The organism is Brachybacterium sp. Z12, from assembly GCF_014400405.1.
In the GTDB taxonomy this organism is placed as follows: domain Bacteria; phylum Actinomycetota; class Actinomycetes; order Actinomycetales; family Dermabacteraceae; genus Brachybacterium.
Map to the genome: position 1 here is coordinate 2,540,757 of NZ_CP060496.1, position 21,110 is coordinate 2,561,866.

A 21,110-nucleotide genomic window follows, 5' to 3' on the forward strand; every position below is an offset into this window, starting at 1 on the left:
TTCAGCTCCCCGTCCAAGACCCCCTCGCGTGGGCGAACAGACGCGTGGAACTGCCGAACGGACATTGGGCCGTCGCGGGTATTCGGTTCCGGGGCGAGACATTGAGAAGCCATTCGTGGACATAATCGCAACATCACTGCCGCCTGAACCATTGGGATTTGCCGCTCTCGGTGATGTTTTGCCGAGCTTCGACGCCTTCTCGCCGCTGTGCATGCGCGTCAACCTACCCGACCCGGAACAGCGACTTCGAGCGCTCACTGGTTCGGGTATGGATGTTGGACAAGCTACGCCAGATCTGCTGATCGTGGCACGCCCCGTAGCCGAGATGCGCGAGCAGCCTCTGGCCGACCGCTACGACGATGTGACTCTCGTTGCTTGCGCTCCGGAAGAAGCAGCAGAACGCGTCGCGGCAATCTACGAAGCACTAAAGCCATCACGGCCGCAACTGGGCCAGTGGGCCGTGCCGGCTGACGCAGAGTCGCTTGAGGATGCCGCGGAAGAAGGGCTACTTTTCGAGATTCGCGTGGGTGGCACCTCAGCGGGCATTGTGGCCGCAGAGCGTGATGATTCCTACGGATTCACTGGCTTCTGCATGCAGGAGATCGCCCTCAATTCAGCACATCGCGGACAACGTGTGGGCATCGCCGCCTTACAGCGGCTGACGCGACAAGTGCCGGCGAACACTAACGATGTGCTTTGGGGGCATATCCATCCAGACAACGTACCGTCTCTGCGTAACGCCCGAGACAGCGGGCGACAAGTGGTTACCGCTCATGTGTGGGTCACGCCTACTGGATACCGCGGAATGCCAACGACCTAAGCGGTTGAGGCACTTACTCGCCTGGTTGCGCACGCTAGATCGGAACTCCGGCAAATTCCTCGGCTTGAGGCAGAAGAGACGAAAACCCTATTCAGGCGGCATTTTTATACGTTGAACCTAAATTCCACCGCGTCGCCTTCGCCCCAAGCGGAAAGGACGTCATTAGCACGATCCGCGAAGCGACGGATGGAAACCCAACCCAATACCCTAGCTGCGACCTCTGCGAGAGAGGACGGCAGCGGCTGAGCCGTGATAATTCCGCTATCTAGCAGGAGGGCCTCTCGTCGTCTGTAAGCGGCCCACCACGCTCCGTCAGAATCGGCTCCCTCCCCATTGAGAGCCTTGGCGTCGTAGCCCGGCATCAGACGAGGCTCGAGGTTTACCGCAGATCCATTCAGAAAGGTGTCGACAACGTCCCGCGAAACACCGAGATCCACACCGTCAGCACCGTCCGGCTGCGTCACGAGGATCGCCAAGTGCAATGAGTCAGAATAGATCCACGCCGCCTCTTCCAGTAGTTCCGAAACAGTAGGCATGACACCAGCGGGGATTCCGCTCGTGGAGCCCGCAAAAGTGGTCAGGAGATTCACATCGGAAGATAACTGGGCTAGGTAAGAACGCATAGCTACAGTGTCGACTTCGCCCGCCGGTGCCGAAATAAGCTCAGAAACTCGGGGATTTAGCATAGTCTCGATGGCGTTGGCAGCCGTCAGCACAGAGCGGCACTGTTCTCTGAACTCGGCCTTCCGTTCTGCGAAGTAGGCGCGATGCTCACGCAACGCCTGTTCAGCCGCGAGCGCCCCAGTCTGCTTGTTCGTTTGTCTTGCAACCCAAATCGCGACAATGACGGCGACCGCCGAGAGCAAGGCCGCGATGACCCCCGCAGCGGCTGAGATCCAATTAGCATCCACTACTTCTTGCCCCCAGAGGTTAATCCGCTACGGAACTCCAAGACGTCGCCGTCGGATTTCGGCATCATGTACTCAGGGATGTTTTCAAAATGGAAACCCTCTTCTTGCGCGAGGGGCACACAAACCTCCAGAATTCTGCCCCGCAGGACACCAAGCTCCTTTGAGAATTTCTCGAACTCCGGATACCCGGATGTGACCCTAATCTCGTTCACGCGGATGTCACTCAACGCGCTAACAAACTTCTTGACGGCATAATCCATAGTGGCGAGCGCCGCGCCGAACGAAGATTCGGAGTCTGTCACCCTGCCTCGGAGACCGGAAATCTTCCAGCGCAGGTCTTGCACCGCAGTCCAAACTTGGTCGGGGAATTCTCTCGAATCCTCGACGTACATGAATCTGTGCCCGTCGAGCCACTGGAGGAGATCACGCGCAAGATCATGAGAGAAGCGCACCTCAGCAAGGCGCAGGAGGCTTTGCTCTAGGTCCAGGCCGACCAACCCAGACACGCGCTTCTCATGGTCGCGCTTCCAGGTCACTAGCGTCTGAGCGGGGAAAGCTTCTTCGTCCTGGTCAATCATAGAGTGACACGGCATGCACAGCCACACCGCATTAGCCTCATCGCCGCGAGAGACAACGGACCCGTCCGGCGTACGAACCAGGTCATTACCCCTCGGTCCGCCGTTCAGCCGAGGCGATATGTGCCGCCTGAGCGATAGCGCGGGGCTTTCCCCTGCTCGTCACATACCCTGTCACGCGGAGACAGTCAGGGTTCGAGCAAACATACATAGCCTTGCGCGCGACAGCTTTGCGGACTGCGTCCGTGAAATTTTCCCGTTGCAACTTAGCCATCACTTCTTACCCCCAGAGGTTAGTCCGCTACGGAACTCCACTACACCATCGTCAATACATTGTTTGAGAACGGCAAGCGGGAAGCGTTCTATCACCCTCGCCGCCAGTTCTTCGGTGCGGTTCTCGATGTCGTCAGGGGTCCAAGACTCCATCGTGGCCAGGTCAGAGTTCAGTGACAGTCCATTTCGATAACCGATGCGCCTGCCCTTTGAGTCCTGGCGGTCGCGCTTCTCAGGGAACGACTTGTTGCCGAGGTTGCTGTTATACGCGGTAATGGTGAGGTTGCCGAGCCTATGCTTGTGCTCTTCCTGGACCTGGGCAGCGACCTCCTCGCCCCCGAGCATCTCCTGCCACTCAGCCGGAAGGTTCTCGCCCTGCGGGAGGATATGCTCAATCGTCCAGACAAAACGGTTCTTTTCCTGACGCCACAGGTCGACATGCGTCTCCTTGGTCATGGCGTCCTCGGCCAGCGTCGCGAGGACAAACCGAGCAACGTCGCTGTTCTCCTCGTAGATACGGCCCATGAGGCGGGTGCGAAACTCTTCGTCGGACACCGAGGCCGTGCTCAGCCTCTTTCCGACGACCTCCACCACATCGTGGCCTCGGGCATCACCCACAGTGTCGATGGTTGTCATAAACAACTTCGCCAGTGCGTACGTCTGCGGGTACCCCGTGAGGTTGCGTCGGACAAAGAAGCTCGTGAGGCGGTCTACGACAGTCTCGATGTGTGCATCTGTCAGAGCCAGATCGGACTGCTTCGATATCAGCCACATCAGGAGTACGTAGGACGGCGCGCCCTGAGCGCGCATCAGGCGCTGGAACGACCGGTCAAGGGTAGTCGGCTGATCGAGCTCAACAACGCAGTTGATCCGACCGTAGATCTTGCTCGCCGCCACCAGCGAATCGACGACGCGTTTGAGACCCTGCTCCAGGATCTTCTCGTAGACCCTGATCAGGTTGGACTTCGTGGCGACCGAGGCGTTTGAGACTTCGGGCAACTCAGACTTGAACGCGTTGTAGTAGTGGCGGAGGAAGCGCTCCTGGGTGGAGTAGCTGTCACCGAGGCTGGTCAGCATGTCGTTCCAGTGCTTGAACGCCTCGTCGACGTCCATGATCTTGTTCTTCTCTGACTCGGCGAGAAGGTGATTCTTGATCAGGTCCACCGGCGAGAGCGGCATCCCTCGATTATTCAGGGACTCGAACAGCACGAACGCGTCGGCGTGGTTGGCCACCTCAATCTTCACGATCACCGCCTGCAGGGCTGCCTCGTGCACCCGCAGGGCCGCCTCCGGCTGTGTGATCTTTTCAGTCTCAGCAAGTTGCTGGATCGCGGAGGGAAGTAGCGGTAGCACTTGGCAATCCTGCGGCTAGGGAAGTACGGCTTCCGCTCTCCCTCCACCGGTAGGCCGGCTTCCTCGAGCACCTGGCGGAAGTCGGCGAGGTTGTGGCCCTGCTTCTGCGGCGTCACCCTTGGCTGCTGGTCTGCTTTCCGCACCAACTGCCGACCGAGGTTGATGACATCCGTCCGCGTGTCGTCGTCAAGATCGCCGAGGTGCTCCTTGAGCACCGAATGGACGGCGGCCAACAACAAGGTGAGTGTCGTCAGTCGCTGCTGCCCATCAATGACCTGCAGGATGTTGCCCTCGAGCGTGTCCGTAGTTTGGTCGAGCGTGATGATGGTGCCCAGGAAGTGCGCGCCGTCGGCCTCGATGAGATCTTCGAACAGGTCTTCCCAGTGGGACTTATACCAAGAGTACTCGCGCTGGTAGGGCGGGATCCTGTAGAGCACGTTACCTTCGTGACTGAACAGCGTGTGCACCGGATACTGGTTGGCAGATTTGATCATCGGGGACCTTCCAGCTCACGTGCCCAAATGTGGCTAGACTCCCCATCGCTGAAGTCGCTGACCCTGCCGTACAGGTTGCGTGACTCTGTCACTTCCTACCCCCAGAGGTTAATCCGCTACGGAACTCCACCTCGTGCTGATCAACGGTCCCCAGTCGCAGGTAGCGGAAGCGACCTTTGCTCGGGCGACACTTCCGCATGCTCCAGATCGGGCTCGACTCCTCGCGTGCAACCTCTGCGGGCACCAGGAAGACCCGACCGTCAGCGACAATGTCGCCCCGCAGTACGACGTCACCCCCATCGAACAACCTCAGCGCAGTGAGCGACGAGTCGAGAACAACCAGCCCGAGATGAGTCGCTGACTCATGCAGAACTTCGGTGCGTCCGCCCGCGTCCCACTCGACCGCATCGACACTGCCGCCACCGTCGAGGTCGACTTGGAGGATCGAAGCCACCTTGGCATCCACCCGGACGTCCCCCTCAACGCTTGACACGTCGTAACCTCTGTGCCGCGGACTATGGAGAATTGCGTCAGCGTGTCGTTGGTAGACGGCTTCCGCCACCAATGCCTCGCTGATCGCGCCCCTAACGTGGGCGGTTAGGTCCCAGTGCTCGCTGGTCACTTCTTCCCGCCAGAGGTTAGTCCGCTATGGAACTCCACCACATCTTCACCGCTCATTACCATCCTCAAGGTCAAGCCAAACGCCCCCTTCGAGCTCACTGATCGCTGGCCCTTTCTGTCGACCGCTATACGCCAGGCGAAAGCTGCGATGCCCCTCTTTTCCACCGTCGAACGTCAAGACCCAAGGCACCCCAACGAAGTTTCCCGAAGCGTTGTATTGACGGTAGCCCCCGATCAGCCTAGATAGGGTCCACCGCCCCGTTGCCCCTTCGCTATCCCACCACTTCACAAGGTCCGACACGACTTTCAATGGAATCGCAGGCGGTAGGTAATACGCCCCGTACTCGTCTCGAAGTACTTCCCCGTCTCGCTGCTCCTGTCCGCCGCGCGACTCATCGCCCTCACCTACCGAATTGGTTGAGATCGGTGCGGATTCTGCAGTCGAAGTCGCATTAACCGCGGGCTTCATCGCGCGAACCAATTCACGTGTATCGGATGAACTTGTCGCAGCCTGCCTGGCCAGACCCTCAAGTCGCCGCAGCACCCTTGCTTGACCTTCAGCTTCGAGCTGCGCAGAGTCAGTTTGAACCTTATAGATCAGCAGGGAAACTCCAACGGCTGCCAGCGCAACACCCCCGAACACCAAACTAAGCAGGTTCCAAACAAGATTATCAGAACCAGTGAAAATCACGCCGTATGCGACCGCGACAGCGACGGTGAAAAGACTGGATCCGAAAGCTCCACAAATCAGCCAAGCAAGACCTGAAGACCCTTCGTGCTCCCCCTTGAGCTCTCACTCACGACGAGTGCCGTACGCCCTCCACGCCCGGGTAGCTTGGTGACGACCCCATCGGTCACGAGGTCGTTGCGGACGCTCCAGTACTCGTCATCAGGCACCTCGAGTAGTTTTCGCAACTCGGCGTTGGTCCTGGGTGTCCCGTCATTCGGAAGCAGCGCAAGGAGTCTCGCTGCAGTGTCACCGGAACCAGTCACTTTTTGCCGCCAGAGGTTAGTCCGCTACGGAACTCCACCACGTCGCCGTCCTTCATGACGTAGTCCTTGCCCTCGATGCGCACCCAGCCCTTGGCCTTGGCCTCGGCCATCGAGCCGGCCTCCATGAGCTGGTCGAAGGAGACGATCTCGGCCTTGATGAAGCCGCGCTCGAAGTCGGTGTGGATGACGCCGGCGGCCTGGGGTGCGGTGGCTCCCTTGGGAATGGTCCAGGCGCGGGATTCCTTGGGGCCGGCGGTCAGGTAGGACTGCAGGCCGAGGGTGTCGTAGCCGACGCGGGCGAGCTGGGCGAGGCCCGACTCCTCCTGGCCGGTGGACTCGAGCATCTCCGCGGCCTCGTCCTCGTCGAGCTCGATGAGCTCGGATTCGAACTTCGCGTCGAGGAAGATCGCCTCGGCGGGGGCGACGAGGTTTCGCAGCGCCTGCTGGGAGGCGGCATCGGCGAGCCCCTCCTCGTCGGTGTTGAAGACGTAGATGAAGGGCTTGGCCGTCATCAGCTGCAGGTCCCGGATCGCGGCGACGTCGATGCCGGCCTCCTCAGCGCCCTGGTAGAGGGTCTTGCCGGTCTCCAGCAATGCCTTCGCCTTGATGACGTTCTTGAGCACGGCGGCGTCGACGAGGCCGCGCTTGGTGTCCTTCTCCAGGCGCTGCATCGAGTTCTCGATGGTCTGGAGGTCGGCGAGGATCAGCTCGGTGGTGATGACCTCCATGTCGTTGGAAGGGTCGGTGGAGCCCTCCACGCGGGTCACATCCGGGTCCGCGAAGGCGCGGGTGACCTGGCAGATCGCGTCGGCCTCGCGGATGTTGGCGAGGAACTTGTTGCCCAGGCCCTCACCCTCGCTGGCGCCCTTGACGATGCCGGCGATGTCCACGAAGGACACGGTCGCGGGCAGCAGCTTCTGGCTGCCGAACACGGTGGCGAGCTCCGCCAGTCGCGGATCGGGCAGCGGGACCATGCCGATGTTGGGGTCGATGGTCGCGAACGGATAATTCGCGGCGAGGACCTCAGCGCGGGTCAGGGCGTTGAAGAGGGTGGACTTGCCGACATTGGGCAGACCGACGATTCCGATAGTAAGAGCCACGGGAGGTGATTCTACGGGACCGGGGTGGGATCCGCCTCGGGCCGAGGGGTGACTTCGCAGACCCTCGCAGGGTCAGGCTCCCGCGACCTCTGGGATCGCGGCGTCGATCAGTGCGATCAGACCCTCGGCGCTGACCGTGCGCACCTCGGTGCTCTCGCCCATTGTGTCCGGGGTGTCCATGGCGAGGACGGCCTCCGAGGTGGCCATCAGGCTGACCTGGACGCCTGCACCGCCACCGTCCGCTGCAGTCATCACCGTCAGTGCTCGGGTGTCGGCGAGCTGCTGCTGCGCGACCTGCTCCTCAGGGTCCTCGAGCGCTGCCGTCGGCCCTTCGTAGACCACCCGGTCCTCGGAGCCCGCGACCTGCGCCTGGTCGATGTAGCGCGCCAGACGCTCCGGCATCGCCGCACGGGTGGGCACGCTGAAATGGTGGTAGCCGTCGGCGGTGACGAGCTCCTCCAGCAGGCCGCCCTCGGGGAACACGTACACCGTGATCGCCGTGGACTGCTCGGACACCCTCCGGGTGAGGTTCATCAGGGCGCGGGGGCGCCGCGCAGAGTCATCAGGCCCGCGAGCGTCCGATCGAGCTGGACGGCTCGGGGCGTCACGGGCGCGCCGGTCGCCAGCTGCTCACCCTCCGGCTCGGCCTGCGAATCATCGAGGGTGACCAGGCCGCGTGCGATCAGCGAGCGCAGTGCGATCGAGGCGGAGACCTCGTCGGCGATCTCGAGCTGGTCGAGGAACGGGGAGCCGGTCATCTGGACCGCGTGGTCGCCGCCGAGGGCGACCAGCTCCTCGTCGGTGAGCACCGCCAGGACCGACGGCGCGTCGGAGGCTGCGGCGAGGATCTCGTAGGCACCAGCGGCATCGCGTTCGGTGAACAGTGCGGGGTTGCTCATGACCTCATCCTATGTGGGGATCTCGGGCCCGCCGCAGTCGGCGGGACGGGGACGGTGTGCTCGGGCCTCAGAACCCGAAGGCGTCCCCGAGCTTGCCCAGGCCGTCGCTCACGTTCGAGGCGACGTTACTGATCCCCTCGGAGACGGTTTCTGCCGCATTGCCGACAGCGTCGCTGACCGTCGAGGCGGTGTTCGAGGCGAAGTCCACGACGTTCGACGCGGCGTTGCTGACGGTCGAGGTGATGCCGTCCCAGTTCTCGTAGACCATCTTGCCGACGTCCATCCCGGCGGAGACGAGTCCGAGGCCGGCACCGACCGCAGCGACCACCGGTGCTGCGGGCCCGGTGAACGGTGCGGCGATCATCAGCGCGCCGGCTGTCGAGAGGATGCCGCTGGAGCGGTCGTACCAGTTGTCAGAGGTGGCGATCTGATGGACGCCCAGACCCACGTCGAGGAAGGGCAGGGCCTTCCCGAGGCCGCTGCCCGCCGTCTTCAGCCACGGCGCGACCTCGTCGAGCTTGTTGAGGTGCTTCAGCGGCTCGAAATTCCCGATCGAGGTGGGCAGGCCAAGCTTCCCGAGCAGCTTCTCGGCGCCCGCCTGCCACCCCTTACCGCCCTTGAAGAGCTCATCGAGGTAGGACTGCTTCCACAGGCCCTCGAGACCGCGCCGGGCAAGTGCCCCGAACTCGTCCGCAGCGGACGGGATGCGAGAGAGGAAGTCAGCGAGCGACTTGGCCTTCTTGTAGATCCCCTGGCCGTCCTTGGCCAGGTCCTTGAGGAATCCTAGCGGGCTGAAAGGCGCATCCCCCTTCCCGATGAGGCCGACATCGGTGCTGCCCTCGCCGCCCACGTCCGAGGCGGTGTCCTGCTCCTCCCGCGTGCTGGCGCAGCTCGTCGGCGCGCCCGGTCAGCTCCTCGGAGCGCAGCTGGAACAGCGTCGAGGCGCCGCTGGACCAGGAATCGCGGAAGCTCTCCGCATCCGGGCCATGCCAGATCGCCGCGTTCATGACCAGGGGTTCCAGGGTGTCTCGGAGCTCGAGGAGTGCTCGCGCGCGCTCCGCAACGCGGTCGGAGTGCTCGCGGAGGGCGGCTGTATCCGCACCCATGAAGCCGTTCATGTCCACCCTCGTGAATCGTTGATCAATACTGTTGAGCGAGTCCCTGCTCGCCCTGCGGCTCCACGATAGGACGCCCCATCGCGGAAGGCGATGGGGAGAACTGCCCATGCTCGGCCCCGGGCCGACTCGTCGGCCTGTCCCTAGACTCGGAGCATGACCGTCTCCCGCGCCGCCATGACCTATGCGACCGCCCTCAACCGCAACGAGCTGTTCGAGAGTCCGGGCCTGCGCCGTGACATCCCCTCCCTGCTCCACCCCGAGGAGGAGGTCCTGCTGGTGCTGCCCGGCGTGGCCGGGGACTTCCCCGACGTGATGATCGCGACCGCCTCCCGTTTCCTCCTGGCCTCCGTCGCCGGCCCCTCAAGAAGGCCAAGCTCAAGCGCGAGATCCCCGCCGCCGAGGTGACGGGCGTCCGTTACCGGCCCGGGCTGTTCTCGCGGATGCGGATCTCTCCCGCTTCGGGGCGCGAGATCGCGATGGTTCCGAACCGCAAGGTCGACGCCGAGCGCTTCGCGCACGATTTCTCCCACCTGATCCGGACCGGCTCCCTGCCCTCCTGAGAGCGTCGGCGCTCTCTCCCTAAAAGAAACAGAACGCTCAACCGCGACCACGGCAGCCACCCTCCCCGGCCCCGTCGGCCGGCTGGAGGCGTGGCTCCGCTCGACTGTCGCACCCCCATGGTCTGCTGGGCCCATGAGCGGAACACAGATGCTCCTGCTGGGCCTGGCCCTGGGCGCGGTACTCGGCGCGGTCACGACCTGGCTGCTGATGCGCGAACGCGCTCGAGCGGTCGAGCTGCAGCAGCGCACGCAAGCGGACTCCAGCGGCCATCTGCTGCGCCTGGCCGATGAGAGGCATGAGCGCGATGTCGCCCGGCGTGATGCCGCTGAGGAGGAGCGGGAGGCGGAGCTCCAGCGCACCCTGGCGCCCATCACCGCCACGCTCGCGCATCTCGAGCGCTCCCTGGCCCGTTCCGAGGCGGCACGGGTCGATGCCGAGGGGGCGCTGCGCTCGCACCTCAGTCAGCTCTCGCAGCGCGCGCAGTCGCTCGAGTCGGGCACCAGCGCCCTCACCGCCGCGCTGCGCGCGCCGACTGCGCGGGGCCGCTGGGGCGAGGTGCAGCTGCGCCGGATCGTCGAGGCCGCGGGGATGCTCGAGCATGTCGACTTCACCGAGCAGCTTCCCGGCACCCGGGCCGACGGGAACGCCGGGCAGCGCCCGGACCTCGTCGTCCACCTCTCCGGCGACCGGCACATCGTGATCGACGCGAAAGCCCCGATGGACGCATACCTGGACGCGACGGAGGAGACCGACCCGCAGCGCGCCGCGACCCGCAGGAAGGCTCACGCGAAGGCACTGCGACATCACGTCGGCGTGATCTCCTCGAAGGCGTACTGGAAGGCTCTCGGGGACACCCCGGAGTTCACAGTCCTGTTCGTCCCCAGCGACGGAGTGCTCGCCGCGGCGCTGGAGACCGACCCCGACCTGCTCGAGGACGCCTTCGCGCGGGACGTGGTGATCACCTCCCCGCCACGCTGATGGCGCTGCTGCGCACCGTCGCCCACACCTGGCGCACCGACGCCCTGAACCGCGATGCGCGCGAGGTGCTCGACGCCGGGCGCGAGCTGCACCACCGCCTGGGGACCTTCACCGGGCACCTCGGCAAGGTGGGGCGCTCCCTGGACTCCTCGGTCGCAGCATTCAACGAAGCCGTCGGCTCGCTGCAGTCCCGGGTCATGGTCACCGCCCGCCGCTTCGAGGACCTGGGGCTGACCGGCACCGCAGTGGACGAGGTCGAGCAGCTCACGCGACGGGCCCGCACCCTCGAGGATGCGGAGATCGAGGATCTCGCCCATGGGGCCGGCCCGGCCGAGACCCGAGGACGCCGAGAGGATCGCGCCGGCTAGCCCGGACCGCACTCACGGGCTTGCCGCACGAGGCGCGCTGATCGCTCAGCGCACCCTGCGCACCAGCACCACCGCACCGATCGTGAGCGCTGCGAGCAGGATCCCGCCTCCGAGCCCTCCCAGCACGACCCACACCAGCGGCGGCACCGAGATCCCGGCGGCCTCCTCATCGGTCGGCGCGTCCTCGAGATCAGGCATGTCACTGCTGTCGGCGCCGCCGCCGTCGGAGGGTTCCGCTGCAGTTCCCGGATCTGCGGCATTGCGGTCCTCGACCGCACCCTGCCCGGTCAGCTCCGGTCCCTTCCCCGGCTCCCCCACCACATCGATGTCGAGCACGTACGGGATCTCGAACAGCTGCTGCCCGGAATAGCTCGAGGGCACCACGGCCACTTGGAGGTAGTAGTCACCCGCCAAGAACGAGGTGCGGGACTCCGTGCCGCCGTCCTCCTGATTGCGGTACTGGATCGGGGCCGCCTGGTTCAACTGCATGGTCGCGCCCGACGTCGCGGCGTGCGAGAAACCGGAGGCGGACGCGTCGGTGGACGGCGGGACGACCGTGTACACGCCATCGCGCAAGGGTGAGAGCATCTTGGCCTGCAGCGTCAGCTCGATCCCGTCCGGGCTCTCGAACTCGCCGAGGGAGAGCGCCGCACGCACCTGTTGCCCGTACTGGGCAGGGACACGGAAGAACTGGACCTCGCCGGGGATGATGGTTCCGCGCATCGGTCCGTCGGCGTCCTGGACAGCGGAGGCGAAGGAGAAGGCAGGCTGGATCTGCTCGCCGTCGGTCGGGACCGCGAGCGGATCCTGCGGGCGTATGTACTTCGCCGCGGGCGGCAGGCCGTCCAGGTCCACCTGCTCCTCGGCGAAGAACTGCACCTCGACCGGGACCGCTTCCTCGAGCGACGGGTCGCCGGTGCGCTCGACCTCGAGCAGCACCGTGCCGCCGGTGCCCTCACCGAAGCAGGTCAGGCTCTCGGTCTCGCCCATGCGCGGGGTCGCGACGGTCGCGGTGATCGGGCCCTGGCCGAGGTCGGCCTCGGCGCGGGCCTGGATCTCCCCGATCCTGCAGTCGGCCCCCGATTCCGAGAGGGTGCGCATGCGCAGCTGGGCGAGGCGGTTGGGCTCTCCATCGCCGCCGGGCAGCACCATGGTCGCTGAGAGGTGGGCGATCTCGCCGGGCGCGATCTGCACGCGGTAGAAGCGCGAGAAGCCCTCACCGTCGTCGATCGCCGGGCTGCCGTGCTCGAGCACATCGAGGTAGGAGCCGGGCGGCAGATCGGTCGCGTCCTCGGCGCTGACGCCGCCGGTGATCGGCTGCCCCTGGGTCGCGTACCCCTGGGTGGCGCGGGTCATCTTCACCAGCAGCTCATCGCGCAGGGTCTCAGCATCGGAGGCGTCGGCGAAGGTGCCGCCGGTGACCTCGGCGATGCAGGCCAGCTCGCCACGGGCGGCCTGCTCCGCTTTGAAGCCGATGGTGTGGATGCGCATCCCGGGATGCTTGCCCGCAAGTTCGCCCGCCACCTCGCACGGGGGCGGCCCGCCGCATTCGTCGATGCCGTCGGAGACCAGCACGATCGAGCGCATCTCCGCCTCGGGGAGAGCGTCGGCCGCTTTCTGCAGCGACAGGCCGATGGGGGTGAATCCGGAGGGCTGGACACCCTCGATCGCACCGATCAGGCGCTCCCTGTCCAGGCCGTCGGGCTCGACCAGCGTCTTCACATCCTGGCAGCCCGCCTCCTGGTCGGCGGCGGTCGCGGCATCTGAATTGCCGTAGGTCATCAGCCCCACGGCGGCATCCTCGGGGAGCATCGGCACCAGGGCCGTGACCGCTTCCTTGGCCACGTCCATGGGTGCGGCCGTCGACGTCGTCGGCCCGCATCGAGCCGGAAGCGTCGAAGACCAGCATCGACGGTGCCGTGCGGCCGGTGTTGAATCCTTCGGCCTGTGCACGCGGGAGAACCGCCGGGGCCAGCACCGCCAGAGCGATCAGGAGGGTCGCGACGAGCGCCGCGGCCAGCGGGCGGGTGAGCGTGCGGGAGGTCACCGGACCATCATGCCGAATCCCGGCATCCCCCGCGGCTCTGCCCCTCACTCGGACGGGGCCGGGCCCGCCTCAGGACTCGGCGGTGGCGGCCTCGCCCGTGGGCTTCTGGCGGGTATCGGCGGCGCCCCGGTTCTTCATCTCCTGGCGCAGTTCCCGCGGGAGCGAGAACATGAGGTCCTCGGTGGCGGTGCGGACCGGCTTCACATCGCCGTATCCGCGCTCCGCGAGCACGTTCAGCAGCTGCTGGACCAGCACGTCGGGCACCGAGGCGCCGGAGGTCACGCCGACGGTCTCGACGCCTCGAACCATTCCTCGCGCAGCTCATGGATCGAGTCGATGCGGTGGGAGGCCTTCGCTCCGGCATCCTTGGCGACCTCCATCAGGCGCACCGAGTTGGAGGAGTTCGGCGAGCCGACGACCAGCACCAGATCGGCGTCCGGGGCGATCTTCTTGATCGCGACCTGACGGTTCTGGGTGGCGTAGCAGATGTCATCGCTGGGCGGTGACTGCAGCGTCGGGAAGCGCTCGCGCAGCTTGTCGACCGTCTCCATCGTCTCGTCGACGCTGAGGGTGGTCTGCGACAGCCACACCACCTTCTCAGGATCCCGCACGGTGACCTTGTGGACGTCATCCGGCGAGTTCACGATCTGCACGTGATCGGGAGCCTCGCCTGCGGTGCCCTCGACCTCCTCGTGGCCCTCGTGGCCCACCAGCAGGATGTCGTAGTCCTGGCGGGCGAAGCGCACCGCCTCCTTGTGGACCTTGGTGACCAGGGGGCAGGTCGCGTCGATGGTGCGCAGGTTGCGCGCTCCTCGGCCATCTCGCGCACCTTCGGGGAGATGCCGTGGGCGGAGAAGATGACGAGCGAGCCCTCGGGGATCTCGTCGACCTCCTCCACGAACACGGCACCCTTCTCCTTCAGACGGTCCACGACGAACTTGTTGTGGACGATCTCGTGGCGCACGTAGATCGTCTCGTCGTAATGCTCCAGGGCACGTTCGACGGCGACCACAGCGCGGTCGACTCCCGCGCAGTAGCCGCGCGGCTCGGCAAGAAGGACAGTTCCGGTGCTCACGCCTCCCATGGTAGGAGGGGAAGCACGCTGGTGGGAGGGCGGTGGGGCAAGACTCACCATCCCTCCACAGCCCGGGCACGTCCACAGCCTCGCGGCTCAGCGATCAGCTGTCCGGCGGTCGTGCCAGAGTGGACCCATGACGCAGACCTCTCCCGAGCCGGGCGCGGACGGCGGCACGGCTCCCCGGCCGGCCCTGGCTCCCACCGCAGCGCAGACCACCCCGGAGAATCCGTGGCCGCTGCGGCAGCTGTCCGTGAAGGTCGGCGAGTACGTGGCGCGGATGTCACCGATCTGGGTCGAGGGCGAGATCGTGCAGCTCAACCGGCGCCCGGGCTCCGGTCTGAGCTTCATGACGCTGCGGGACATCGACGTGGACATGTCCTTCTCGGTCCCCGTGCGCGAGCATGTGCTGCGCGCTCTGCCCGTCGAGCCGGTGCCCGGGGCGCGCGTGGTGATCCACGCCAAGCCCTCCTTCTGGACCAAGCGCGGCACCCTCCAGCTGGAGGCCGACGACATCCGCCCCGTGGGCCTCGGCGAGCTGCTGGCACGGCTCGAGCAGCTCAAAAGGGTGCTGGCTGCGGAAGGGCTGTTCGCCGCATCCCGGAAGCAGCCGCTGCCCTTCCTGCCCCGTGTGGTCGGGCTGATCTGCGGCCGGGAGTCCGCCGCGGAGCGTGATGTGGTGGTCAACGCCCGGCGCCGCTGGCCCGCCGTGCAGTTCGAGATCCGCGAGGTCGCCGTCCAGGGGTGAAGGCGGTGCGTGAGGTCTCCGCGGCCCTGCGCGAGCTCGACGAGCGCGAGGAGATCGACGTCATCATCATCTCCCGCGGCGGCGGCTCCTCGAGGACCTGCTGCCCTTCTCCGACGAGCAGCTGACCCGGCTGGTCGCCGGCGCACGGACACCGATCGTCTCGGCGATCGGCCACGAGGTGGATACGCCGCTGATCGACCTCGCCGCAGACGTCCGCGCCTCCACCCCGACCGACGCCGCCAAGCGCGTGGTCCCCGATATCCAGGCCGAGATCGAACAGCTCGACCTGGGCCGCACCCGGCTGCGCTCCGCGATCCGCGCCCGCATCGAGCGCGAGCAGTCCGCGCTGGATGCGATGCGGTCCCGGCCCGTGCTGGAGAACCCCTCCACCATCCTCGCCGGGCGGGCCGACGAGATCCGCTCGCGCATCTCCCTGGCCCGCACCCTGATCGGGTCCCGCCTGGACCGCGCGGCCGACGAGGTCGATCACCTGGGGCGCCAGGTGCGCTCCCTCAGCCCGCTCGCCACCCTCGAGCGCGGCTACGCCGTGGTGCAGGACGCCGATGGCACCATCATCCGCGCCCCCGAGCATTCCGCTGCGGGCCAGGCGCTCTCCGTCCGGGTGGCGGGGGCCGCTTCGGGGTGGAGCGCACCGAGACCGACCCCTACACCCCGCCTGCACAGCCCGTCCCGTCCAGCCCATCCGCCTCCGAGGAGACCCGATGACCCCGAGCACCAGCCCCGAGAACGATCTGACCGCCGCCGAAGGAGACCCGTCCGCAGGCGCCCCCGATGCCGTCACCCCCGTGGAGGGTGAGCAGCCGCTGCCCGCAGACATCGCCGAGCTCTCCTACGAGGCCGCTCGTGACCAGCTGGTCGAGGTGGTGCGCCGGCTCGAATCCGGGCAGGGCGGGCTCGAGGACTCGATCGGGCTGTGGGAGCGCGGCGAGATGCTCGCGCGCCGCTGCCAGCAGTGGCTGGACGGCGCCCGCGAACGACTGGACGACGCCGTGGCAGCCCGCCGCTCGGAGGGCTCCGCCGAGCGGTGATCAGTACCGGTGGGGAAGACTCGCTCAGCCGATGGATGCGAGCGCTGAGCTCGCGAGCCCCTCGAGCTCTGCCTGCTCCGCATCGCCATGGACGAGGAAGCCCCAGCCCTCCCCCTCGCAGGAGATGCCGAGCTGCTCAGCGCCCTGCTGACCACCGCTGAGCAGCGTGCACTCGGTCCCGTCGATGCTCAGCTCGTCCTGGACTGTGCTGCCCGGCAGAGCGGCGGAGAGCATCGGAGAGCTCACCTCCGACTCCTGAGTGAGGGTGACCAGCTGTCCCTGCGGATCGCTGTACTGCACCACCCAGCGGGGGCTCTGCCCATCCGTGTAGCGCGCTGAGCGTTCGACCCACCCCTCCCCCATCTCGGGCACGGCCACCGGGAACGGTGCATCCCGCTGGGCGCGCTCCGCACTCGCTGCGACATCCAGCTCAGAGTTCTCGAGCGGCTCGCGCTGCAGATCGCTGCCCACCCCGAAGAACCCGATGCCGACCACGACCACCACGGCCATCGTCAGTCCCAGCGCCCACAGCATGTTGCGCAGGACGGTGTTCTTCTTCGACGGCAGCTCGTAAGCGGACTTCGGCTGCGGCCTCGGCGCCGGGGGCGCGGTCCGCTCCGGCTCCGCAGGGGATTCATGGTGGGCATCGTGCATGTCGCCCATTGTCCCTGTTCGCTCGCATCGGGCCTCCCAGGGTGAGGCGTGCCACCGCGTCGGCCGCCCCACAGCAGGCCGCCCCGCATCGAACGCGCACCGCGGAAGAGCATCCCACCCCCGACTCTCTCGTTCGCCCTGCCCCGCGAAACCTGCGATGATCGAGCGGTGACCGCGAGATTCCTCATCGTCGGAGAAGCACTCACCGATATCGTCGTCGAAGCCGACGGCGCACGTAGAGAGCACCCCGGCGGATCCCCCATGAACGTGGCCGTGGCGCTGAGCCGCCTGGGCCATCCCACCGACCTGCTCACGCGCATCGGCGACGACGCGCGCGGCGACGCCATCCGAGCCCATCTCGGTGAATCCGGGGTGCGGCTGACCCCGGGCAGCTCGGTCTCCGCGCCGACCTCCACCGCGCTGGCCCGATTGAATGCCGACGGCGCCGCGACCTACGAGTTCGACCTGCTCTGGGACCCAGACCCGTCGGGACTGCCCGCCCACGTGGAGGCGGTGCACACCTCCTCGATCGCCGCGGTGCTCGAACCCGGCGCGGAGACGGTGCTCGATGTGCTCCGCCGACGCCGCGAGAGCTCCACCATCAGCTACGACCCCAACGCTCGGCCCTCCCTGATGGGCGAGGCGGCACAGGTGCGCGAACGTGTCGAGGCGAGCATCGCCCTCAGCGACCTGGTCAAGGCCTCGGACGAGGACGTCGCCTGGCTGTACGGCACCGACGATGTCGAGGACGTCGTCGCCGGATGGCGCGATCTCGGCCGGCGCTGACCGTCCTGACACGTGGCGCCGAGGGCGCCGTGGGTTTCGTCCGCTCGGGCCGTGTGCAGGTCTCTCCCGTCGTGGTCGACGCGGTCGACACCGTCGGCGCCGGAGACACCTTCTCCGCCGGGATCCTCGACGCACTGGCGTCGAAGAACCTGCTCGGGGCCCCTCAGCGCCCAGCCCTCGCCGCGATGACGAGCGATGAGGCCGCCACCGTGATGCAGCACGCCGCCGCCCTGGCCGCGATCACCGTCTCCCGCGCCGGCGCGAACCCGCCCTGGGGCCACGAACTCACCTGACTCGCCGCCGGGAAGCTGCTCCACCGGCCCGGCCGCCCCCACAGCCCGACCCGTTCACCGTCCCTTCTCACCGACCCACCGCACGACGACCCTCGAGGGAGGCCCTCCATGAACCAGTCCACGCCCGCCGCGCAGCAGGACGGCTACCGCATCGAGCACGACACGATGGGCGAGGTGCGCGTCCCCGCGGCCGCCCTCTACCGGGCACAGACCCAGCGTGCGGTCGAGAACTTCCCCATCTCCGGCCAGGGGCTCGAGCCCGCACACATCCACGCCCTCGCCCAGGTGAAGAAGGCCGCCGCCCGCGCGAACAGCGCCCTGGGTGTGCTGGACGCGGACATCGCCGACGCGATCGTCGCCGCGGCCGATGCCGTCATCGCCGGCGAGCACGACGACCAGTTCCCGGTGGACACCTACCAGACCGGGTCCGGCACCAGCTCGAACATGAACATGAACGAGGTGCTGGCGACCCTCGCCACCAACGCCGGTGTGGAGACGCACCCGAACGACCACGTCAACTGCTCGCAGTCCTCCAACGACGTGTTCCCCACCTCGGTGCACGTAGCCGTCACGCAGGGCGTCGTCGAGAAGCTGCTGCCCGCGCTGGACCACCTCGCCGTGTCCCTCGAGACGAAGGCCAAGGCGTGGAAGAACGTGGTCAAGGCCGGTCGCACCCACCTGATGGACGCGACCCCCGTGACCCTCGGGCAAGAGTTCGGCGGATACGCGGCCTCGATCCGCTACGGCATCGAGCGCGTCGAGGCGGCGCTGCCCCGCACCGCGGAGGTCCCCCAGGGCGGAACCGCCGTGGGCACCGGGATCAACACCCCGATCGGCTTCCCGCAGAAGGTCATCGCGAACCTGGTCGAGCAGACCGAGCTGCCGCTGACCGAGGCCCGCGACCACTTCGAGGCGCAGTCCAACCGAGACGGCCTGGTGGAGATGTCCGGCGCACTGCGCACCATCGCCGTGTCCGTCACCAAGATCTGCAACGACCTGCGCTGGATGGGCTCCGGCCCGAACACCGGCCTCGGCGAGATCGCGATCCCCGACCTCCAGCCGGGCTCCTCGATCATGCCGGGCAAGGTCAACCCCGTGATCCCCGAGGCCGTGCTCATGGTCTGCGCGAAGATCGTCGGCAACGACGCGGCCATCGCGTGGGGCGGCGCACAGGGCTCCTTCGAGCTGAACGTGCAGATCCCGCTGATGGGCACGAGCCTGCTGGAGTCGATCCGCCTGCTCGCCAACGCCTCCACCGTGCTGGCGGACAAGACGGTCGACGGCCTGGTCGCCAACGAGGAGAAGGCCCGCTTCTACGCCGAGGCCTCCCCTCGATCGTCACCCCGCTCAACAAGCTCATCGGCTACGAGAGCGCCGCGAAGATCGCCAAGCACGCGGTGGCCGAGCGCATCTCCGTGCGAGAGGCCGTGATCGCCCTCGGCTTCGTCGAGCGCGGCGAGCTCACCGAGGAGCAGCTGGACTCGGCCCTCGACGTGCTGTCGATGACCGCGCCGAAAGCCTGATCCGCAGCTGCGGCGGAAGGTGCGGCTCGGCCCCTGCGGTCGTGACGGCGACTGAGCCGCTGCGGCGATTGCGCCGGCCGTCCTCGCGAGGAATGGGCGCTCCACCTCCGGGTGGGGCGCCCTTCGCAATGCCACATCGCACGCACGGGTGCCCCGCGTGCCGGTACCCCCATATACGGCCCCTCCAGCACGAATAACACCACCCCGCGCAGCTCAGCCCTGCCCTTGCCGTGCGGGACCGCACCCCTGCCGACTCTGCTCCGCCCACCCGCCGGTGCTTGACCTGGAGCGCACTCCAGGGAGTTGGCTCAGGGCATGTGGATCCTTCTGCTCGTGCCCTTCGCACTCCTCGCCCTGTCCCAGCTTCTCGCCCTGGTGGCCTTCACTCAGGCCGCACCCACCACCGGGCTCTCCTCGGCGGCGCTCGGAGTGCCGCTACTCGCCTATCTCGGGGCGGCCCTGCTGAGCGTGGGCGCCGTTGGCCTCGCGGCCGTGCCCGAGCGGATCTCCGCCGCGGGACCGCGGGAGCCTCTGATCGCGGTAGCGACGCTCGCCGGTCTCCTGATCTGTGCGGCACCGCTGGTATGGGGGCGCTCCATCGGGGATTTCCATCTCAGCCACCATCTGGTGCGAGCCGCCGGCGTGGCGCTCGCACTCGTGCTGTACTCCTGGTATGTCACTTCCCATAGGTGAAGTCTCCCGACTCAGTGGAGTGAGCCCCGATGCGCTGCGCTTCTACGAGCGCGAGGGGCTGCTCCCAGCGGTACCTCGGAGCAGCGGCGGTGCCCGACGCTACGATCCAGCCGTCCTCGACCAGCTGAGGGTGATCACCGCGCTGCGCGGCATCGGCTTCGGACTTGCCGAGGTGCGTGACCTGCTCGGAGCGAAGACCTCCCCTACTGTGCGCGGTCGCGTCGCCGCGGCCCGTGCGAGCCTCGAACGGATGGACGAGCTCCTGGACGAGAAGGAGTGCCGCCTCGCCGACGCCCGTACGCAGCTCGCGTCATGGCGCGCCGAGCTCGACGCGGGAGAACCCTGGCCCGATACCCCTCTCCCCTGGTGAACATCCGCGTTGACCACCCGCGACGCTCCTGCTCGCTCACGGACGTGGCGCGTCGAGGTGATCGCCACGTCGGAGGATTCCCAGCAGCATCTTCTCGGTGCTCTCCCAGTCCAAGGACACCTGTTCCCATGACAGCCTGGTCACACGGAAACCACGTGAGGTGAGGTACAGGTCGCGCGCACGATCCTTCGCATAGCTGAGCGGGTCGTCGTGGAACTCGCGGCTGTCACACTCGATCACCCAGCTCCTTCCCACCAGCAGGTCCATCCTGCGCAGACCATCCGGGAACCGGGCCTGCGGCGTCACCGGGAATCGCCGGGACTCGAGCCACCACCGCACGAGCGTCTCGGTCCCGGACTCCGCATCAGATCGGAGCCGTGCGAACCGCCGACGCAACCGCACCGGCAGCGACGCCACGATCTGCTCCACGGCTCTCGGAGTGAGCTTTCCTCGGTGCATCGCAGACTCGAAGAGCACCGCCGCCTTCTCGACCGGGAGGCAGCGGGCCGCGTGGGCGAGCACCATGTCCAGGTCAGGGACGGGATCGTGGTTCGGCCATGCAGTCAGGTGAGGGCCGTGCAGGATCAACTGCTCCTTCCTGCCCAAGGTGATGATCTCGGACTTCCGACGACGCACCGGATAGGCGGTCCGGCCCGTCAACGTCGGGTCGGTGAGCGGCCGACGGGGACGGAAGACGTGCGTACCCCCATGGACCGGAGTCCAGATTCCGTGGAGCGACGCGGCGTCGAGGCAGGTGGGCCGGAGACCGAGCTCGAGCAGCGCGACGATCCCGGGTGGTGCGCCCGCC

Annotated in this window: 22 protein-coding genes and 3 pseudogenes; 12 read left to right on the forward strand and 13 right to left on the reverse strand. The window is 66.8% G+C overall.

Annotated elements, in window-relative coordinates; translation table 11 throughout:
* The first annotated feature begins 115 nt into the window (after positions 1–115).
* On the forward strand, positions 116–820 hold the full coding sequence (locus tag H3H54_RS13390; protein WP_262424250.1) for a GNAT family N-acetyltransferase: 705 nt from the start codon (positions 116–118) through the stop codon (positions 818–820).
* 104 nt (positions 821–924) lie between these two features.
* On the opposite strand, the gene H3H54_RS13395 is transcribed toward H3H54_RS13390, so the two are convergent.
* From H3H54_RS13395 to H3H54_RS13435, 9 genes are all read right to left on the reverse strand, one after another.
* A complete protein-coding gene (locus H3H54_RS13395; RefSeq protein ID WP_262424251.1) occupies positions 925–1,731 on the reverse strand; it encodes a hypothetical protein in 807 nt (268 codons plus the stop codon).
* The gene (locus H3H54_RS13400; RefSeq protein ID WP_262424252.1) at positions 1,731–2,309 is read right to left on the reverse strand and encodes a hypothetical protein; all 579 of its coding nucleotides are present in this window, start codon (positions 2,307–2,309) and stop codon (positions 1,731–1,733) included. The genes H3H54_RS13395 and H3H54_RS13400 overlap by 1 nt, the downstream gene beginning before the upstream one ends.
* A 270-nt stretch (positions 2,310–2,579) precedes the next feature.
* Positions 2,580–3,854 (reverse strand): HNH endonuclease family protein, encoded by a 1,275-nt coding sequence (locus tag H3H54_RS13405; RefSeq protein WP_262424253.1) that lies wholly within the window; start codon positions 3,852–3,854, stop codon positions 2,580–2,582.
* Complete coding sequence (locus H3H54_RS13410; RefSeq protein WP_262424254.1) at positions 3,827–4,426, reverse strand: DUF262 domain-containing protein; 600 nt, start codon at positions 4,424–4,426, stop codon at positions 3,827–3,829. Before H3H54_RS13410 ends, H3H54_RS13405 begins: the two co-directional genes overlap by 28 nt.
* Before the next feature lie 88 nt (positions 4,427–4,514).
* Positions 4,515–4,919, reverse strand: coding sequence for a hypothetical protein (locus tag H3H54_RS13415; RefSeq protein ID WP_262424255.1), 405 nt, complete (start codon positions 4,917–4,919; stop codon positions 4,515–4,517).
* A gap of 1,117 nt (positions 4,920–6,036) precedes the next feature.
* Positions 6,037–7,140, reverse strand: coding sequence for a redox-regulated ATPase YchF (gene ychF / locus H3H54_RS13420; RefSeq protein ID WP_262424256.1), 1,104 nt, complete (start codon positions 7,138–7,140; stop codon positions 6,037–6,039).
* 72 nt (positions 7,141–7,212) lie between these two features.
* Positions 7,213–7,656: a hypothetical protein gene (locus H3H54_RS13425; protein WP_262424257.1), complete on the reverse strand. Its 444-nt coding sequence runs from the start codon at positions 7,654–7,656 to the stop codon at positions 7,213–7,215.
* A gap of 17 nt (positions 7,657–7,673) precedes the next feature.
* On the reverse strand, positions 7,674–8,039 hold the full coding sequence (locus H3H54_RS13430) for a hypothetical protein (protein WP_262424258.1): 366 nt from the start codon (positions 8,037–8,039) through the stop codon (positions 7,674–7,676).
* A gap of 67 nt (positions 8,040–8,106) precedes the next feature.
* Positions 8,107–8,889, reverse strand: a complete 783-nt coding sequence (locus H3H54_RS13435) for a hypothetical protein (protein ID WP_262424259.1) — start codon at positions 8,887–8,889, stop codon at positions 8,107–8,109.
* A 421-nt stretch (positions 8,890–9,310) separates the two neighbouring features.
* Here H3H54_RS13435 and H3H54_RS13440 point away from each other — a divergent pair, with 421 nt between their 5' ends.
* The 3 genes and pseudogenes from H3H54_RS13440 (at position 9,311) to H3H54_RS13450 (ending at position 11,064) form a co-directional block, all read left to right on the forward strand.
* A complete protein-coding gene (locus H3H54_RS13440) occupies positions 9,311–9,562 on the forward strand; it encodes a hypothetical protein (RefSeq protein ID WP_262424260.1) in 252 nt (83 codons plus the stop codon).
* On the forward strand, positions 9,559–9,717 hold the full coding sequence (locus H3H54_RS13445) for a hypothetical protein (protein ID WP_262424261.1): 159 nt from the start codon (positions 9,559–9,561) through the stop codon (positions 9,715–9,717). Before H3H54_RS13440 ends, H3H54_RS13445 begins: the two co-directional genes overlap by 4 nt.
* A 208-nt stretch (positions 9,718–9,925) precedes the next feature.
* Positions 9,926–11,064: pseudogene (locus H3H54_RS13450) on the forward strand (DNA recombination protein RmuC).
* A 45-nt stretch (positions 11,065–11,109) separates the two neighbouring features.
* Here H3H54_RS13450 and H3H54_RS13455 read toward each other — a convergent pair.
* A complete protein-coding gene (locus H3H54_RS13455; RefSeq protein ID WP_262424262.1) occupies positions 11,110–12,915 on the reverse strand; it encodes a hypothetical protein in 1,806 nt (601 codons plus the stop codon).
* A gap of 265 nt (positions 12,916–13,180) precedes the next feature.
* Positions 13,181–14,195: pseudogene (locus H3H54_RS13460) on the reverse strand (4-hydroxy-3-methylbut-2-enyl diphosphate reductase).
* A gap of 127 nt (positions 14,196–14,322) precedes the next feature.
* Between H3H54_RS13460 and H3H54_RS19055 the strand changes: the two are divergent.
* The 3 genes from H3H54_RS19055 (at position 14,323) to H3H54_RS13470 (ending at position 15,983) form a co-directional block, all read left to right on the forward strand.
* Positions 14,323–14,934, forward strand: coding sequence for an exodeoxyribonuclease VII large subunit (locus H3H54_RS19055; RefSeq protein WP_316249035.1), 612 nt, complete (start codon positions 14,323–14,325; stop codon positions 14,932–14,934).
* Positions 14,935–15,064: 130 nt separating this feature from the next.
* Positions 15,065–15,751: an exodeoxyribonuclease VII large subunit gene (locus tag H3H54_RS19060; protein ID WP_316249219.1), complete on the forward strand. Its 687-nt coding sequence runs from the start codon at positions 15,065–15,067 to the stop codon at positions 15,749–15,751.
* Complete coding sequence (locus H3H54_RS13470; RefSeq protein ID WP_262424263.1) at positions 15,657–15,983, forward strand: exodeoxyribonuclease VII small subunit; 327 nt, start codon at positions 15,657–15,659, stop codon at positions 15,981–15,983. Before H3H54_RS19060 ends, H3H54_RS13470 begins: the two co-directional genes overlap by 95 nt.
* 24 nt (positions 15,984–16,007) lie before the next feature.
* On the opposite strand, the gene H3H54_RS13475 is transcribed toward H3H54_RS13470, so the two are convergent.
* Positions 16,008–16,637 carry a DUF4245 domain-containing protein gene (locus tag H3H54_RS13475; protein WP_262424264.1) on the reverse strand — a complete coding sequence of 210 codons (630 nt, stop codon included), beginning with the start codon at positions 16,635–16,637 and terminating at the stop codon, positions 16,008–16,010.
* A gap of 168 nt (positions 16,638–16,805) precedes the next feature.
* Between H3H54_RS13475 and H3H54_RS13480 the strand changes: the two genes are divergently transcribed.
* The 5 genes and pseudogenes from H3H54_RS13480 to H3H54_RS13495 all read left to right on the forward strand — a co-directional run bounded on the left by H3H54_RS13480 (position 16,806) and on the right by H3H54_RS13495 (position 20,302).
* On the forward strand, positions 16,806–17,423 hold the full coding sequence (locus tag H3H54_RS13480) for a PfkB family carbohydrate kinase (protein ID WP_316249036.1): 618 nt from the start codon (positions 16,806–16,808) through the stop codon (positions 17,421–17,423).
* Positions 17,399–17,716 carry a PfkB family carbohydrate kinase gene (locus H3H54_RS19065; RefSeq protein ID WP_316249037.1) on the forward strand — a complete coding sequence of 106 codons (318 nt, stop codon included), beginning with the start codon at positions 17,399–17,401 and terminating at the stop codon, positions 17,714–17,716. The genes H3H54_RS13480 and H3H54_RS19065 overlap by 25 nt, the downstream gene beginning before the upstream one ends.
* A gap of 108 nt (positions 17,717–17,824) precedes the next feature.
* Positions 17,825–19,239: pseudogene (locus H3H54_RS13485) on the forward strand (class II fumarate hydratase).
* A gap of 315 nt (positions 19,240–19,554) precedes the next feature.
* The gene (locus tag H3H54_RS13490) at positions 19,555–19,932 is read left to right on the forward strand and encodes a hypothetical protein (protein WP_262424265.1); all 378 of its coding nucleotides are present in this window, start codon (positions 19,555–19,557) and stop codon (positions 19,930–19,932) included.
* 19 nt (positions 19,933–19,951) lie between these two features.
* Positions 19,952–20,302: a MerR family transcriptional regulator gene (locus H3H54_RS13495; protein ID WP_212647589.1), complete on the forward strand. Its 351-nt coding sequence runs from the start codon at positions 19,952–19,954 to the stop codon at positions 20,300–20,302.
* Positions 20,303–20,338: 36 nt separating this feature from the next.
* On the opposite strand, the gene H3H54_RS13500 is transcribed toward H3H54_RS13495, so the two are convergent.
* Positions 20,339–20,890, reverse strand: coding sequence for an endonuclease domain-containing protein (locus H3H54_RS13500; protein WP_262424266.1), 552 nt, complete (start codon positions 20,888–20,890; stop codon positions 20,339–20,341).
* Positions 20,891–21,110: the final 220 nt, after the last annotated feature.

Coding starts and splice junctions, on each gene's coding strand:
- H3H54_RS13400 (WP_262424252.1), bottom strand. CDS start 2,309: ATGATTGACCAGGACGAAGAAGCTTTCCCCGCTCAGACGCTAGTGACC.
- H3H54_RS13410 (WP_262424254.1), bottom strand. CDS start 4,426: ATGATCAAATCTGCCAACCAGTATCCGGTGCACACGCTGTTCAGTCAC.
- H3H54_RS13430 (WP_262424258.1), bottom strand. CDS start 8,039: ATGAGCAACCCCGCACTGTTCACCGAACGCGATGCCGCTGGTGCCTAC.
- H3H54_RS13440 (WP_262424260.1), top strand. CDS start 9,311: ATGACCGTCTCCCGCGCCGCCATGACCTATGCGACCGCCCTCAACCGC.
- H3H54_RS13455 (WP_262424262.1), bottom strand. CDS start 12,915: ATGGACGTGGCCAAGGAAGCGGTCACGGCCCTGGTGCCGATGCTCCCC.
- H3H54_RS19055 (WP_316249035.1), top strand. CDS start 14,323: ATGACGCAGACCTCTCCCGAGCCGGGCGCGGACGGCGGCACGGCTCCC.
- H3H54_RS13470 (WP_262424263.1), top strand. CDS start 15,657: ATGACCCCGAGCACCAGCCCCGAGAACGATCTGACCGCCGCCGAAGGA.
- H3H54_RS13475 (WP_262424264.1), bottom strand. CDS start 16,637: ATGCACGATGCCCACCATGAATCCCCTGCGGAGCCGGAGCGGACCGCG.
- H3H54_RS19065 (WP_316249037.1), top strand. CDS start 17,399: ATGGCGCGATCTCGGCCGGCGCTGACCGTCCTGACACGTGGCGCCGAG.
- H3H54_RS13490 (WP_262424265.1), top strand. CDS start 19,555: ATGTGGATCCTTCTGCTCGTGCCCTTCGCACTCCTCGCCCTGTCCCAG.